The following is a 13734-nucleotide window of genomic DNA, read 5'->3' on the forward strand; positions in this document are numbered from 1 at the left end:
AATTATCGAACTTTTTTATTTTAACGCTCAGAAAGATTTTCTACTAAATAATCAATAAATACTCGAACAGCAGGTAGTAATCCTCGGCGTGATGGATATACGGCATGGAATATACCGTGAGCTGCTTTCCAATCTGGCAAGATTTGTACAAGCTGCCCCGATTTCACAAAATCTTCAGCCGCTGTGTCAGGTAACAATGCAATACCACAATTTTGACTCGCAAGTTGGGCGAGCATATAGATATTTGTTCCCATTACTGTTGGGCTAACTTTCACTTTTTTCTGTTGATTGTCAGGTCCATGCAGGATGAATTGTTGATCGAGATGCTCTTCAGACAAACTTAAAATACGGTGTTCACTGAGTTGCTCAGGATTTTTTATATCCCCAAACTCATTTAAATAGGCCTGACTTGCGAATAGGCTTTGTTCTATAAGTGCAAACTGTCTAAGAACTAAACTTGGATCGTCATCCAGTTTTGAGCGAACTCGTAATGCGATATCAATCCCTTCATTAATCACATCTACTCGACGGTTACTGACCATCAGTTGCAAACGAATTTCTGGATATTTTTTTAAGAAAGCAGGTAGGATTTTTGGAAGTTGATTTTGAGCAATATCAACAGGAACGCTAACCTTCACTACACCTCTAGGTTGAATACTTAAGTGATCAACCAAATCATGGGCAGCTTGAGCAGCATTCATCATGACTTGAGCATGTCTGTAAATATCCATCCCAATATCTGTAACAGCAAAATGACGAGAACTACGTTGGATTAAACGGACCCCTAAGTTTTCTTCTAAGCTGTAAACGCGGCGACTTAATTTTGATTTTGGTATATCCGTTACACGCTCAGCAGCACTAAAGCCACCATGCTCAACAACAAGAGCAAAACAATAAAAATCATCAAGATCGGTGAGCATTAAAATATCCTATTTCTGCAACAACCATGATTTTACATTATTATTTTTGCAACGATAATTCTTATACTAAATTTTTTGTAAGCAGGAGATAGATTCATTACTTATTGCTAGAAATGGCTTTTTGAAATTATATTGTAATTACGTTGTGATTTTAATGTATGCATTTCCAGTAGCTTTAGACATTGTCTATAGAAGTGTTCATCATTTTCTTCTACACTATATTTTTCTCTACTTTTCAAATCTAATGCCTTATCAACTGATAGAACTTAACGATGCCTCTGCAAATATTGAGTGTCCATTTTGCAAACAAGCGATAATTGACTGGGCACAAGAACAGTATGTTCAGCCATGCGAACATACTTTATTTATTGCGATGGATTTGGGCTTTGAATTTGTTGCAGATCGATTTGAAGAGTGCATGAGCCAGAGCGTGGATGAGTTGCACGAAGATCCAAATATGAATATTTTTGAAGCTTTGACTACAACAGCTTATGAAAATTTGATTGTTTTAAAATCTGATTTAGGTGTGGAAGGTTTGTTTCGCTATGTTGGGGTAAGCGATCTTTAAAATTAAGAACATAAAAAAGCCAATCTATTGATTGGCTTTTTTATTATTTACGCTTCTGGTGCAGCGCTATATTGTTCAACTAATGGTTTTAATTCACCATTTTGGAACATTTCTAGCATAATATCGCTACCGCCAATAAGTTCGCCATTTACCCAAAGTTGCGGGAATGTAGGCCAATTCGCAATTGCTGGTAACATTGCACGAATATCAGGATTTTCCAGAATATTTACATATGCAAATGGACGACCAATTTGACTGAGCGCCTCTACAGCACGTGCAGAGAAACCACATTGTGGAAACTGTGGAGTGCCTTTCATGTAAAGTAAAACGGGATGCTTCGCAATTTGATCGCGGATTAACGCTTCAGTATCACGTGCTTGTTCAGTCATAAATAGATCCTCAACTAATCTAGCAGCATTATAGGGGGTGTTTATGTTGCTTTGCAAACCACCTTAATGCTTAAAGTTGCATTGAATATTCAATATTTTATTGTATAAACCGAAGTGATAGCGAAAAGCGGACGAAATTTTAGATAAATGATTGATGAGACTTTTCATCAGAGCCAGTTTTTGTTTATATAAACCCTTCTAAAAACCTCATACAGACAGAGTTCGTTATGACTGATATTACCCTAGCTCCAATACAACCTGATCAACCATCACACTTAATGGCTACTTATGGTCGCCAAGCGATCAGTTTTGTACGAGGCCGAGGGGCATATCTATATACTGAGGATGGTACGGAATATCTAGATGCTTTAACGGGTATTGCTGTATGTGGTTTAGGTCATGCTCACCCAGTTATTGCAGAAGCAATTGCTGAACAAGCTGCAACACTTGTGCACACAAGTAATCTATTTGAAATTCCTTGGCAAACTGCTGCTGCTCAGAAGCTTGCAGAGGTTTCTGGTATGGAAGAAATCTTCTTTTCAAATAGTGGTGCTGAGTCAAATGAAGGTGCGATTAAGATTGCTCGTAAATTTGGTACTCAACAAGGTGTACGTTTGCCAAAGATTATTGTGGCAGAACAATCTTTTCATGGTCGTACTTTAGCAACACTTTCAGCAACTGGTAATAAGAAAGTACAAGATGGCTTTGCTCCTTTAACCAATGATTTTATTCGTGTGCCATTTGGTGATGTAGAAGCAATTCAAGAAGCTGCATTGCAGCATCCAGATATTGTTGCGATTTTGATTGAACCAATTCAAGGTGAGGGTGGTATTAATACTGCTCCCCAAGGCTTTAGCTATCTTGAAGAAGTTCGCAATATTTGTAATCAGCATAACTGGCTTATGATGCTAGATGAAATTCAAACAGGTAATGGGCGTACTGGTAAATATTTTGCATATCAGCATACCAACATTGTGCCTGATGTCTTGACGACTGCGAAAGGACTTGGAAATGGTTTTCCAGTAGGTGCTGTAATGACACAAGGTAAAGCTGTTGGTTTATTAGGACCTGGTAGTCATGGTTCTACCTATGGCGGTACTGTATTAGGTTCTCGTGTGGTTTATACGGTAATCGATACAATTCAAAAAGAAAATGCTGTAGAAAATGCGGCAGTAGTAGGACGCTATATTGTGGATCAACTTCGCACACAGTTAGCTGACAAGAATGTTCAGGTGCGTGGTTTTGGTATGATGATTGGTATTCAATTACCTAAAGACTGTGCTGAACTCGTTGCGATTGCTCGTGATCAGCACAAGCTTATTATCAACGTTACAGCAGGTTCTGTGGTTCGTCTTTTACCGCCAATTAATATGACTCAAGCACAAGCTGATGACTTATTAGAACGTTTAGTTGCTTTGATTAACAATTATCTTTAAGTTTCAGTATTAAAAATGGGCATCTATATGCCCATTTTTTATTTCGAATAATTAACCAGAGATATACTGCTTTAACTGTTCAATTAAATTTTTCTGGTCTTCCATTGCTGCTTTTACCAAGTCACCAATAGAGATAAAACCAACTAATTTTTCATTGTCTAATACAGGTAAGTGACGTAAGTGGCGATCTGTCATAAGCTGTAAACACTCTTCAACTGTGTTGTTTAGACTTACAGTAAGCACCTTAGATGTCATAATTTCAGCAACTGTAGTGCTATATGAAGAACGTTCCATCAGTGTTACTTTTCGCGTGTAGTCACGTTCAGATAAAATTCCGACAACTTTTTCACCTTCGGCTACCACTAACGCACCAATTCCTTTATCAGCCATGATCTTAATCGCTTCAAGGACAGTGGCTTCAGGAGAAATTGTAAAAATATCTTGCTCTGATTTGTTTTTGATTACTTGTGCAACGATTGTCATTTCTTCTGTCCTATGTTTTATCATTTTGTTTTAAATTAGCTTGATTTTATAAAAATGCAAAGACTTGATAGTCATTCAAATACAAGTTTTACACTCAAGCGTTCAAAAAGCATTCTAATAGAGATTAAGAACCTAAAGAAAACTTTAGGCTCCTTGCCAGTGCGGCTGTTTAAAAAAGAAATGTTGCATTTGTTGTGTAGATAATTTCAACTTGCGATGAGAAGAATTAAACAAAGCTGGTGTAACGTTGAGTCGAGTTAAAGTTGGTAATAAAGACTCGTGAAAATCTTTAGGAGTAATTCTTCTAGGTTTGTAATGTGGCCAATGTTCTTTAGCGTAGCGGTGAGCTTGCAATCCATTGAGCCAAAAAGGAAAAATAAAGTCTTCTTGATCTGATTTAATTGCCCAGCCCTGATGAAATAATCCCCAGAGAACTCCGCAATACATCATGGTTCTTAAAATATAAATTTTAATCATCAAGTCTTTTGAAACCGGTTGCAGATTGCTTAAACTATTCATTGTCAATTTAATGGTTCTTAACTTATCTTGCTTATTATAGAAAAATCAGATGACATTTCAGTTTAAACAGGTATCAAATCGTAAACAAATATTCCCAGCTATAAAAAATGTCACTTGAGAAAGTCAATATGATTAAAGCGTTGACATTAGCGTAAGACAAATGAAGTGCATAGCAAATTATATTTATAGAATATTTTTACAGACATAAAAAAACGCCACTTGCGCTAAGACTGAAGTGGCGAAGTAAGGCTTTATATAAATTGATAACTTTGGGTTTTTACGGGTACAAAAAAACGCCACCTAGGTGACGTCTCTTTATGCTTGCATTGTGGCTAACTTTTGCCAGTATTGTGCTTTAAGTGAGTCACGTTCAACACGGAAACCTTGATAATATAATTCTGCTAAGAATAGAGCGGCTTTACCATGCCCAGCGCGAGCAACTTCTTCTAACTGTGCAACCGCATCTTGGAAATTCATTTGAGAGTGAATTGTGTTTACTGCAGTTGCATATACATGTTCTAAATCATGATGAGAGATACGTTGAATCATAGAAAACTCCTTATTGTAATTATGATTACTTTTTTCTAAAGGCTAGTGCCTTTAAATTAATTTAACTTAGAATTATTAAACTAATATTACAAATTGATGGATTTGTCAACTATTTGTCATTTCGTTTAGTTCACTATTAGGATACATGATTAAACATTATTCACAAATAATTTTGATTAAAATCAATATGAGAATAAAAGACAAGGAGAATAAAATATGACAAATACAATCGACGGCTTTGTTTTTGACACGCCTCCTAAAGAGGAACAAATCATAGAACTGGCCCATTATCACCGTAAATTATTAGATGAAGCTATCTTTCATGAGGAAATCCATTTAGGGGATTATTGTCTAGCACAGCGTAAAAGGGTGTTTGATTTTGCTGGTCATTTGGAACCTGCCCAAAAAAACTGGTTTTATCAAGTTTATGATGGGGAACTTCGAAAAATTGCTGATGAAGACGAATTGCATCCAGCAGATGCAGAAGAAGGGTTAAGTATTTTTGCTATGTTTCTAGTCTTGGTGATTATTGCGGCAATTTTATACTTTTCCGTCATTCGTTCACTAATAAGTTAAGCATACTCATACTATCCAGTAAGGTATGATTATTAACCTTACTGGATGTTTGATCTTGTACTTATGAGTATTGAACCCTACACTACACTAATTCGAGGTAGGTCATGCTCATATTCAAACAAAATTTTCTTAAATTAAAGTCTGAGTTAAAAGTTGATCAATGTTTTAACCTGTTTGTGGTTATTGTCATTGGCTGTATTTTTGTGCTGTCATATTTAGCATTACTTCGGCCTATTAGTCCGGATCAATATCAACGAATTATACAACTTTCTCATCAGGCTACTTATCCAAGAACTCAAGACATGGCTGAGTTGCTTATAGCTCAGTCAGAAATTCATCGGGCAGATTATTTAAAGTTAATGCATGCTTACCAATTTGAGGGTGCTCATATTAAGCAATATCCAGCACTCGCTCAGGAAGATACTCAGTAAATGGGTTAATCAGGCTAAATCTTGGTTTCCTAAGCTTTTTGAGCACTATTGTGGCAGGCAAAATTTTGAATTTATGCTAAACTTTATCTTTTTAAACGCGCTGCTTTTCAAGGAATCCGCATGGAGCAACAATCGAATATGCAAAATAAATTCTTGATAGATGCTGAGATCGGTGATGACGATGTCACATTACCTAATTTACCTGCTATCGATGTTCCCATCGTTGAATCTCCTGTTAAATCGCAAGAAAATATTGAAGCAGCCAAAGTTGAATTAGCTTCTACAGAAGCTGCGGTTGAACAACCAAAAACCGGTTTTTTTGGCCGAATGAAAGAGGGTTTAACCAAAACTCGTCGTAATTTCGCTGATGGTATGGTCAATATCTTGATTGGCGGAAAAGAAATTGACGATGAGTTACTCGAAGAAGTCGAAGAGCAATTATTAGTTGCAGATATTGGTGTTGAAGCTACTAAAACGATTATTACCAATTTAACAGAGCGTACAGCTCGTGGTGATTTGATCTATTCCCACTCTCTATATAAAGCGTTGCAAGAAGAGTTGGTTGCTTTGTTGGCCCCACGTGTTAAACCTTTGCATATTGATCCTAACAAATCACCTTATGTGATTTTAATGGTTGGGGTAAATGGTGTTGGTAAAACTACAACGATTGGTAAATTAGCGAAACGTTTGCAAGGCGAAGGTAAAAAAGTGATGTTGGCTGCTGGGGATACTTTCCGTGCTGCAGCGACAGAACAATTACAGATCTGGGGTGAACGTAATGATATCTCTGTGGTAGCTCAAGGTCACGGAGCTGATAGTGCTTCTGTTATTTTTGATGCTTTTGAAAGTGCTCGTGCTAAAGGAATTGACGTATTAATCGCAGATACAGCAGGTCGTTTACATAATAAAAGCAACTTAATGGAAGAACTTAAAAAAGTTAAACGGGTTATGCAAAAAATTGATGCAACTGCGCCTCATGAAATTATGTTGGTAGTAGATGCGGGTACAGGGCAAAACGCGATTAACCAAGTGCAAGAGTTTGACCAAGCTGTGGGTTTAACTGGTATTACCATTACCAAACTGGATGGGACTGCGAAAGGTGGCGTGCTCTTTAATATTGCAAGTCGTACCCATGTGCCAATTCGTTTTATTGGTGTTGGTGAAAAAATTGATGATTTAAGACCATTCTCGGCTAAATCATTTGTTGCGGCGCTGTTTGAAACTGATAAGTAAAACGGTTGTTAGCATTCAAAAGCTTCACTAAAACGTGAAGCTTTTTTTATATGTATATCTTTTTTTATTGTTGCGAAAATAAAACGAACTGTCATATTTTTAATGCTGATTATGAAAAATGACTTTAATACACTGTATTCATTCCCAAACAACGGCCCTTGGTCAATCAATAGGTAGGAAATAACAAAATGTCTACTTTCTTAGATAAAATTAAAAATCGTCGTACTATTTATGCAATTGGTAAAAATGTTGCATTAGATCGCACTAAAATCGAAGAAACTATTCGTGAAGCGGTTAAACATAGTCCTTCAGCTTTTAACTCGCAGTCTTCACGTGTGGTGACACTATATGGTGAATCACATGCTAAATTCTGGAATTTGGTTCGTGAAGCATTACGTAAAATTGTTCCTGCTGAAGCTTTTGCTGGTACAAACACAAAAATTGATAGCTTTGTAGCTGGCGTTGGTACGGTTTTATTTTATGAAGACCAAGCCGTTGTTAAAAGCTTACAAGAGCAATTCGAATTATATGCAGATAACTTCCCAGTATGGTCTGAACATTCAAGTGCAATTGCTCAATTTGCAACTTGGACTGCGCTTTCAGAGCTTGGTTTAGGTGCATCTTTACAGCACTATAACCCGATTGTTGATGCTGAAGCTGCTGAAGCTTTTGATGTTCCTGCAACTTGGAAACTACGTGCTCAATTAGTATTTGGTTCAGTTGAAGCACCAGCAGGCGAAAAAGCATTTATTAATGATGCTGATCGTTTCAAAACTTTCAACTAATTGAAAGTTAAAAAGAGTACCTAAATAGGTACTCTTTTTTTATGTGCTTTTTGAATTAATAAAAAGGTTAAAGCAACACAAATTGATAAAATTCAAATGTATATTTAATAATAATAAATCGAAAAATTAATGGATCGCTGCACTGTCATAAAATAGTCACAATCATATTGCATATTGCTCATGATTTCATAGCTTATCAAATATAGAGAAAGAGACAGATGACTTTAAGATTAGGTGTTGCTGCAATTGGTTTGTTACTCAGTAGTTCGGTATTTTCAGCAGTTACAATTACAGCACCAGAGGAAATTGTAATCCTTGCTGTGAATGGTCAAGAAGTCAATTCTGGGTTATTTCGTTCATCTAAAAATAATTATAAAGTTGATGCGGGTGAAACTAGCTTAAGCGTGCGCTATCAAGAATATTTTGAACATTTAAATGGTGAGCATGACATTGTTAAATCTGGTGTAGTCACAATTCAAACGCCTGCATTGCAAGATGGGAAAACTTATAAGCTTTCGATGGTAGATGTACCTAAAGATTATGAAAATGCGAAAAAATATGCAGAACAACCAACAGTTGCTTTATACAGTGCAAATAATGAATTAATTGTGAAACAAACGGGCGCAAACAATGAAGCAAAACCATGGTTTGCAACTGGCTTGTTGGGTAAAGTAACTGACTTTACAACTAGATCATCTAAGCCACAGCCTGAAGCAGTATATGCATCGGCTAAACCTACTTCCGCTCAAGTTGTTGTGCCAACTGCAACGTCTATGGCAGCAACAGGTGGAGCACAAACGAATGATCAACGTTTAGTTGAAACTTGGCAGAAAGCATCTAAAGCTGAGCGTCAAAAATTCATGGCATGGTTAGCTGAACAATCAAATTAATTAATTGCTATTTAAAATAAAGCCGATTTAATATCGGCTTTATTTTTAGAATTTTTATAAATAGCCTAAGTATACTTTATGAATAATTTAAAATTTCGTTTATCTTCATTTGCTGATATTCCACAGCTTGTAGATTTAATTAATAAGTCTTATCGAGAACAGCAGGGTCGAAGTTGGACAACAGAGCTCGGGTGGGTAAAAGGACTGCGTATTACAGAGCATCAATTAGAAGAACAACTACAACTTAGGAATTCAACATTATTGATAGCGGAAACTGAATTTTCCAAAATTGTTGCGTGTATTGGGCTCACATTTGAAAATAGTCAGGTTGAGATTGGAACATTCTGTACGGATCCTCAAGTTCAGAATATGCGAGTGGGTCGGTCTGTTTTAGAATATGCAGAGCAATACGCATTGAAAGAAGATCCACATCTGACAAACGCCGTAATGCATGTACTCGATGTCCGTTCTGAGTTGATAGCTTATTATGAAAGACGTGGATATGTGAAAACGGGAAATGAACAGTCATATCCAGTTGATGCAAATGTAGGTGTGCCAAGGGTGCCTATTAAGTTGGTTGAAATGAAAAAAGACCTCATTTGAGGTCTTTTTGATTTAGGTTAGAAACCAGATGTAATAGCCTAAAAGCATGAGAGGCCAAGCCACCCATGGGCTGAATAGCCATTTCCATAGCCAGAAGTTGGGTACGAAACCCACTCCATAAATAAAGCCACCAGAAATACCAATCATCACCAGCATAAGCTGGCTATGATTGTAGTGTCCATTAGCATCTAGCATGAGTGAAGGATAAACCAACAAAATTGCAGCAAGAGGCAATGCCAACAGAAAAGAAAGGGCCATTGTAAATGCTTGAGCTTTTCGATGATTTGATGCTGTCATTGCTTTTGCCATCATTTATTCCTCATCTAAATTTTGATGATGTTCGATATAAAGTGCACTGAGTACACCCGCAAAACATGCCATCAAAATGCCTAGGATCCATGCGAAATACCACATTGTGTTCTCCTTAATACAAGCTATGCGAGTTTGACTCGATGTGTTTGTTGGTAATGACTCCCCACATTTTGTAATAAGACCAACTGGTATAGATCAAAATAAGAGGAACAAAAATGCACGCAGCAACCGTCATAACGCCTAAAGTAAGGTGACTTGAGACAGCATCCCACATCGTCAAGCTCGAGTTGGGATTAATACTAGATGGAAGCAGGAACGGAAATAGAGCAAAACCAGCAGTTAAAATTGCTCCTACAATCATTAAACTTGTGCCAGTAAAACTTAAGCCTGCTTTTGCTTTTGAAGATGCAAAAATTGCAATGATGGCGCCTAATATTGCAAGAACTGGAGCAACTTTAGTCACTGGATAGGTGTTGTAATTATTCATCCAACCAGGATTGCTATTAGTCACCACTTCTTTAGCTAAAGGGTTGAGTGCAGCATTTGGATCTATGGCAACAGCATAGCTATAACCAGGAACTTGCCCGAAATAGAGCCACGCTCCAATCACAAGGAAACAAATTAAAAATATAATTGCCATAATTTGAGTAGCTTTGGCAGAGCGTTGTTTTAAAGCTTCATCTGTACGCAACATGAGCCATGCACCGCCATGTGCACAAAGCATAGACAGACTTACCACACCGCAAACTAGAGCAAAGGGGTTAAGAAGGGCAAAAAAGCTGCCAGTATATTCGGAGCGTAAAGTATCGTCTAACCCGAATGGTAGTCCTAGAAATAAGTTGCCGAACGCTACACCAAACACAAACGCTGGAACGGCACCACCAATGCACAGGCCCCAATCCCAAGAATTACGCCACTTGGTATTATCTAGTTTAGAGCGATAATCGAAGCCAACAGGTCTTAAGAAGAGGGCGAATAAAACTAATAACAGTGCCCAGTACATGCCAGAGAAGGCAACTGAATAGACCATTGGCCAAGCAGCAAATAGTGCACCGCCTGCCGTAATAAACCAGACCTGATTACCATCCCAGTGTGGCGCAATCGTGTTGATTGCAGCACGGCGTTCGCTATCAGTTTTTCCAACGAAAGGCATGAGAGCCATAGAACCCATATCGAAGCCATCAGTCAGAGCAAAGCCGATCAGTAGTACGCCAACTAACACCCACCAAATGATTTTTAATAATTCATATTCAATCATGATAAGGCCTCCCCATTAACAGCTGTTTTCGGTTCTTGCTTTTCAAAATGATATTTGCCAGTGTGCAGAGAACTTGGCCCTAAACGAGCAAACTTGATCATTAAATACATTTCAATAATTAAAAGAGCTGTATAGAACGCTGCTAAAGCAAGAATCGAACCCCATACATCACCAGTACTTAAGCTAGAAGTAGATAGGTGAGTTGGTAAGATTTCACCAATTGACCATGGTTGACGGCCGCCTTCAGCTACATACCAACCAGTTTGTGCAGCAATCCAAGGAAGCGGCAGTGCAAATAATGCATATTTAAGTAGCCAAGGTTTATTTTCAGCATTTCTTTTTGCTACAGCCCAAGTCGCTAAAATGAAAAGTAATAGCATTAAGAAGCCAGAGGCAACCATTGCGCGGAAAGAGAAAAATAGCGCTGTAACATTTGGAACAGTATCTTTTACAGCAGCTTTAATATTTTGCTCGCTTGCATCAACTACATTGGGTGCATATTTCTTAAGAAGCAGACCATAACCTAGATCTTTTTGATTTTTTTCAAAAGAAGCCAATAACTCTGGTGAGCGATCGCCTGCACGTAATTTTTCAAGTTCAGCATAGGCAAGCATACCGTTACGAATACGGACTTCATGCTGTTGCATGAGGTCTTTAAGACCAGTAACTTCTTTGGTTGTTGAGCGAGTTGCAATTAAACCTAATGCATATGGAATTTTAACTGCATAATCTGTGCGCATTTCTTCATGATTGGGTACGCCAAACAAGGTAAATGGAGCCGGAGCAGGGTGAGTATCCCATTCGGCTTCAATCGCAGCGAGTTTAGTTTTTTGAACATCCCCTAGCTCATAGCCAGATTCATCGCCTAACAAAATCACTGAAAGTGTAGATGCAAGACCGAAAATTGCAGCAATTGCAAATGAACGACGTGCAAAAGGTAGATCACGTTTTTTAAGCAAGTAGTAGCTTGAGATAGCAAGTACAAAAATTGCACCAGTTACATATCCCGCAGATACAGTGTGTACAAATTTAACCTGAGCTACAGGGTTAAAGATAAGCGCGCCGAAATCAACTAATTCCATACGCATCGTTTCAAAGTTAAATGCAGCACCTACTGGGTTTTGCATCCAACCATTCGCCACTAAAATCCAGAGCGCTGACATGTTGGAACCTAGAGCGACTAACCATGTTACGCCTAGATGCTGAACCTTAGTTAACCGGTCCCATCCAAAGAAAAATAGACCTATAAATGTCGATTCAAGGAAGAATGCCATAAGGCCTTCAATTGCTAATGGTGCACCGAAAATATCACCTACATAGTGTGAGTAATAAGCCCAGTTTGTTCCAAACTGGAACTCCATTGTTAGGCCAGTCGTAACCCCTAAAGCAAAGTTAATACCAAATAATTTTCCCCAAAATTTAGTCATATCTTTGTAAATTTCTTTACCAGAAATGACATAAGTGGTTTCCATGATGGCAAGAATAAATGCCAAACCTAAAGTTAAAGGGACGAAAAGAAAGTGATACATTGCGGTCATTGCAAATTGAAACCGCGAAAGATCAACCACGCTTTCAGAAATCATCAACGTGTCTCCTTAATGTTGGAAATGTTATCGCCAGCAATATGCTCAGCGACCTGATTGTCGAAATTTTTGGGGATGGTGGGAGCATCAAACCAAATATGTTTAATCGTTAAAAGAAGCACTATTTTTATTATTAGAATAATAGTGATTTCTTTAATTAAACGACTATTAAGATTTTTAAAATAAAGGCTCATATATTAAACCTCATTTGATAATAATTTTATTATTAATCAAAACATAATAAAAATAAACATTAAATATATTTAAAATGAATATTTAAATAATTAGTTTATATAAAACAAATACTTGTTATTTTAAAATAAATATCATACTAAAATAGTTTGAATTGATTATTAATTCCTACTAAAACACTTGTAAATAAAAAATAAAGTTTATTAAAATGGTTTGTTTTTATTTAATACCAACTAAAATAGTTGTATATAATATTTATTAACTTTATTTCCAACTAAAGTGCTCGGGATAATAAATATTAATTAAGAAAGAAAATAACAAAATGCAGGCGTAATGAAGCCTGCAAAAAGTTATAGGAAACTACAAGAATAATTAAGAGTTAATCGGGTGCAAAAAGATCGTTGGATACAGAAATTTTCTTAGCTACATAATGGCTTTTATGCACTCTAACAAGAATAACTTGAGAGTATAATTCGAGTTCGCCGTACTCTGGTTCTACTTGAACGTAGTGTAGCTGACCAAATTCATCACGCACGCGGGCTTGGGCAGAAAATCCAGGTCTGGCATTACCACTAGAAATGGTTGCTAATCGGCCTAAAAGGTTATAGTTGGTATGAGTGAGCTTGGGCTTAATCACTTGGTCAAGGCAGTGGATCATGAACACAGTAAAAAAGATTGCGATCACAAGAGCTGGGACGATTAAATAAAATGGGGAAATAAAATAATGCTGAATTGCGAAGAAAGAGAGCTGTAAAAAGTAACCTGCATAGCTGAAATTGATGAGTAAAAAAACGAAAATTAGAGCTTTAGAAAATTTAACATTAAGTAGCGGTGAGTTAGAAAGCCAATCGGGTGCAATTTTTTTGAGTAACTGACTTGGACGGAGTCCAATATACATGCCAATGGTTTCTACCACGCTGAGCAATATCAAAGCCACTACACTTAAGTGAAATGGCATAAGATAATAATTGAAAAAGAAATCAGCCATGGCAGAAACTCTAATGTTT

General features: G+C 37.2%; 19 protein-coding genes. 8 read left to right on the forward strand and 11 right to left on the reverse strand.

Annotation, left to right across the window (positions count from 1 at the left end; genetic code table 11):
* Positions 1 to 20: 20 nt before the first annotated feature.
* Positions 21 to 920 (reverse strand): LysR family transcriptional regulator, encoded by a 900-nt coding sequence (locus tag AOLE_RS08230; protein ID WP_005306196.1) that lies wholly within the window; start codon positions 918 to 920, stop codon positions 21 to 23.
* A gap of 244 nt (positions 921 to 1164) precedes the next feature.
* On the opposite strand from AOLE_RS08230, the gene AOLE_RS08235 reads away from it, so the two are divergent.
* Positions 1165 to 1488 (forward strand): hypothetical protein, encoded by a 324-nt coding sequence (locus AOLE_RS08235; RefSeq protein ID WP_013197636.1) that lies wholly within the window; start codon positions 1165 to 1167, stop codon positions 1486 to 1488.
* A gap of 47 nt (positions 1489 to 1535) precedes the next feature.
* Here the strand turns inward: AOLE_RS08235 and grxD are convergent, their stop codons facing one another.
* Positions 1536 to 1877 (reverse strand): Grx4 family monothiol glutaredoxin, encoded by a 342-nt coding sequence (grxD, locus tag AOLE_RS08240; RefSeq protein ID WP_004791933.1) that lies wholly within the window; start codon positions 1875 to 1877, stop codon positions 1536 to 1538.
* Positions 1878 to 2104: 227 nt separating this feature from the next.
* Between grxD and AOLE_RS08245 the strand changes: the two genes are divergently transcribed.
* Positions 2105 to 3313 carry an aspartate aminotransferase family protein gene (locus tag AOLE_RS08245; RefSeq protein ID WP_004791935.1) on the forward strand — a complete coding sequence of 403 codons (1209 nt, stop codon included), beginning with the start codon at positions 2105 to 2107 and terminating at the stop codon, positions 3311 to 3313.
* Positions 3314 to 3364: 51 nt separating this feature from the next.
* Here the strand turns inward: AOLE_RS08245 and AOLE_RS08250 are convergent, their stop codons facing one another.
* From AOLE_RS08250 to AOLE_RS08260, 3 genes are all read right to left on the reverse strand, one after another.
* Positions 3365 to 3796, reverse strand: coding sequence for a CBS domain-containing protein (locus AOLE_RS08250; RefSeq protein WP_004791938.1), 432 nt, complete (start codon positions 3794 to 3796; stop codon positions 3365 to 3367).
* A gap of 144 nt (positions 3797 to 3940) precedes the next feature.
* Positions 3941 to 4315: a DUF2750 domain-containing protein gene (locus tag AOLE_RS08255; protein ID WP_005306184.1), complete on the reverse strand. Its 375-nt coding sequence runs from the start codon at positions 4313 to 4315 to the stop codon at positions 3941 to 3943.
* A 315-nt stretch (positions 4316 to 4630) separates the two neighbouring features.
* Positions 4631 to 4864, reverse strand: coding sequence for an SEL1-like repeat protein (locus AOLE_RS08260; RefSeq protein ID WP_002121063.1), 234 nt, complete (start codon positions 4862 to 4864; stop codon positions 4631 to 4633).
* 216 nt (positions 4865 to 5080) lie between these two features.
* Here AOLE_RS08260 and AOLE_RS08265 point away from each other — a divergent pair, with 216 nt between their 5' ends.
* The 6 genes from AOLE_RS08265 (at position 5081) to AOLE_RS08290 (ending at position 9382) form a co-directional block, all read left to right on the forward strand.
* Positions 5081 to 5440 carry a hypothetical protein gene (locus tag AOLE_RS08265; RefSeq protein ID WP_004791942.1) on the forward strand — a complete coding sequence of 120 codons (360 nt, stop codon included), beginning with the start codon at positions 5081 to 5083 and terminating at the stop codon, positions 5438 to 5440.
* A gap of 104 nt (positions 5441 to 5544) precedes the next feature.
* The gene (locus AOLE_RS08270) at positions 5545 to 5871 is read left to right on the forward strand and encodes a hypothetical protein (protein WP_005306180.1); all 327 of its coding nucleotides are present in this window, start codon (positions 5545 to 5547) and stop codon (positions 5869 to 5871) included.
* A 120-nt stretch (positions 5872 to 5991) separates the two neighbouring features.
* Positions 5992 to 7104 carry a signal recognition particle-docking protein FtsY gene (ftsY, locus tag AOLE_RS08275; protein WP_013197637.1) on the forward strand — a complete coding sequence of 371 codons (1113 nt, stop codon included), beginning with the start codon at positions 5992 to 5994 and terminating at the stop codon, positions 7102 to 7104.
* A 188-nt stretch (positions 7105 to 7292) separates the two neighbouring features.
* Positions 7293 to 7889: a nitroreductase family protein gene (locus tag AOLE_RS08280; protein ID WP_009392698.1), complete on the forward strand. Its 597-nt coding sequence runs from the start codon at positions 7293 to 7295 to the stop codon at positions 7887 to 7889.
* A gap of 218 nt (positions 7890 to 8107) precedes the next feature.
* The gene (locus tag AOLE_RS08285) at positions 8108 to 8779 is read left to right on the forward strand and encodes a YccT family protein (RefSeq protein WP_013197638.1); all 672 of its coding nucleotides are present in this window, start codon (positions 8108 to 8110) and stop codon (positions 8777 to 8779) included.
* Positions 8780 to 8857: 78 nt separating this feature from the next.
* Positions 8858 to 9382: a GNAT family N-acetyltransferase gene (locus tag AOLE_RS08290; RefSeq protein WP_013197639.1), complete on the forward strand. Its 525-nt coding sequence runs from the start codon at positions 8858 to 8860 to the stop codon at positions 9380 to 9382.
* Positions 9383 to 9394: 12 nt separating this feature from the next.
* Here AOLE_RS08290 and AOLE_RS08295 read toward each other — a convergent pair whose 3' ends face one another.
* The 6 genes from AOLE_RS08295 to AOLE_RS08320 all read right to left on the reverse strand — a co-directional run bounded on the left by AOLE_RS08295 (position 9395) and on the right by AOLE_RS08320 (position 13715).
* On the reverse strand, positions 9395 to 9694 hold the full coding sequence (locus tag AOLE_RS08295) for a cyd operon YbgE family protein (protein ID WP_023274216.1): 300 nt from the start codon (positions 9692 to 9694) through the stop codon (positions 9395 to 9397).
* On the reverse strand, positions 9695 to 9796 hold the full coding sequence (cydX, locus tag AOLE_RS19810) for a cytochrome bd-I oxidase subunit CydX (RefSeq protein ID WP_000270276.1): 102 nt from the start codon (positions 9794 to 9796) through the stop codon (positions 9695 to 9697).
* Positions 9797 to 9806: 10 nt separating this feature from the next.
* Positions 9807 to 10952 (reverse strand): cytochrome d ubiquinol oxidase subunit II, encoded by a 1146-nt coding sequence (gene cydB / locus AOLE_RS08305; protein WP_013197641.1) that lies wholly within the window; start codon positions 10950 to 10952, stop codon positions 9807 to 9809.
* Complete coding sequence (locus tag AOLE_RS08310) at positions 10949 to 12535, reverse strand: cytochrome ubiquinol oxidase subunit I (protein ID WP_005306160.1); 1587 nt, start codon at positions 12533 to 12535, stop codon at positions 10949 to 10951. The genes cydB and AOLE_RS08310 overlap by 4 nt, the downstream gene beginning before the upstream one ends.
* A complete protein-coding gene (gene cydP, locus AOLE_RS08315) occupies positions 12535 to 12729 on the reverse strand; it encodes a cytochrome oxidase putative small subunit CydP (RefSeq protein ID WP_005306157.1) in 195 nt (64 codons plus the stop codon). The genes AOLE_RS08310 and cydP overlap by 1 nt, the downstream gene beginning before the upstream one ends.
* A 377-nt stretch (positions 12730 to 13106) precedes the next feature.
* On the reverse strand, positions 13107 to 13715 hold the full coding sequence (locus tag AOLE_RS08320; RefSeq protein ID WP_005306154.1) for an OB-fold-containig protein: 609 nt from the start codon (positions 13713 to 13715) through the stop codon (positions 13107 to 13109).
* Positions 13716 to 13734 lie beyond the last annotated feature (19 nt).

The organism is Acinetobacter oleivorans DR1 (genome assembly GCF_000196795.1).
Classification (GTDB): domain Bacteria; phylum Pseudomonadota; class Gammaproteobacteria; order Pseudomonadales; family Moraxellaceae; genus Acinetobacter; species Acinetobacter oleivorans.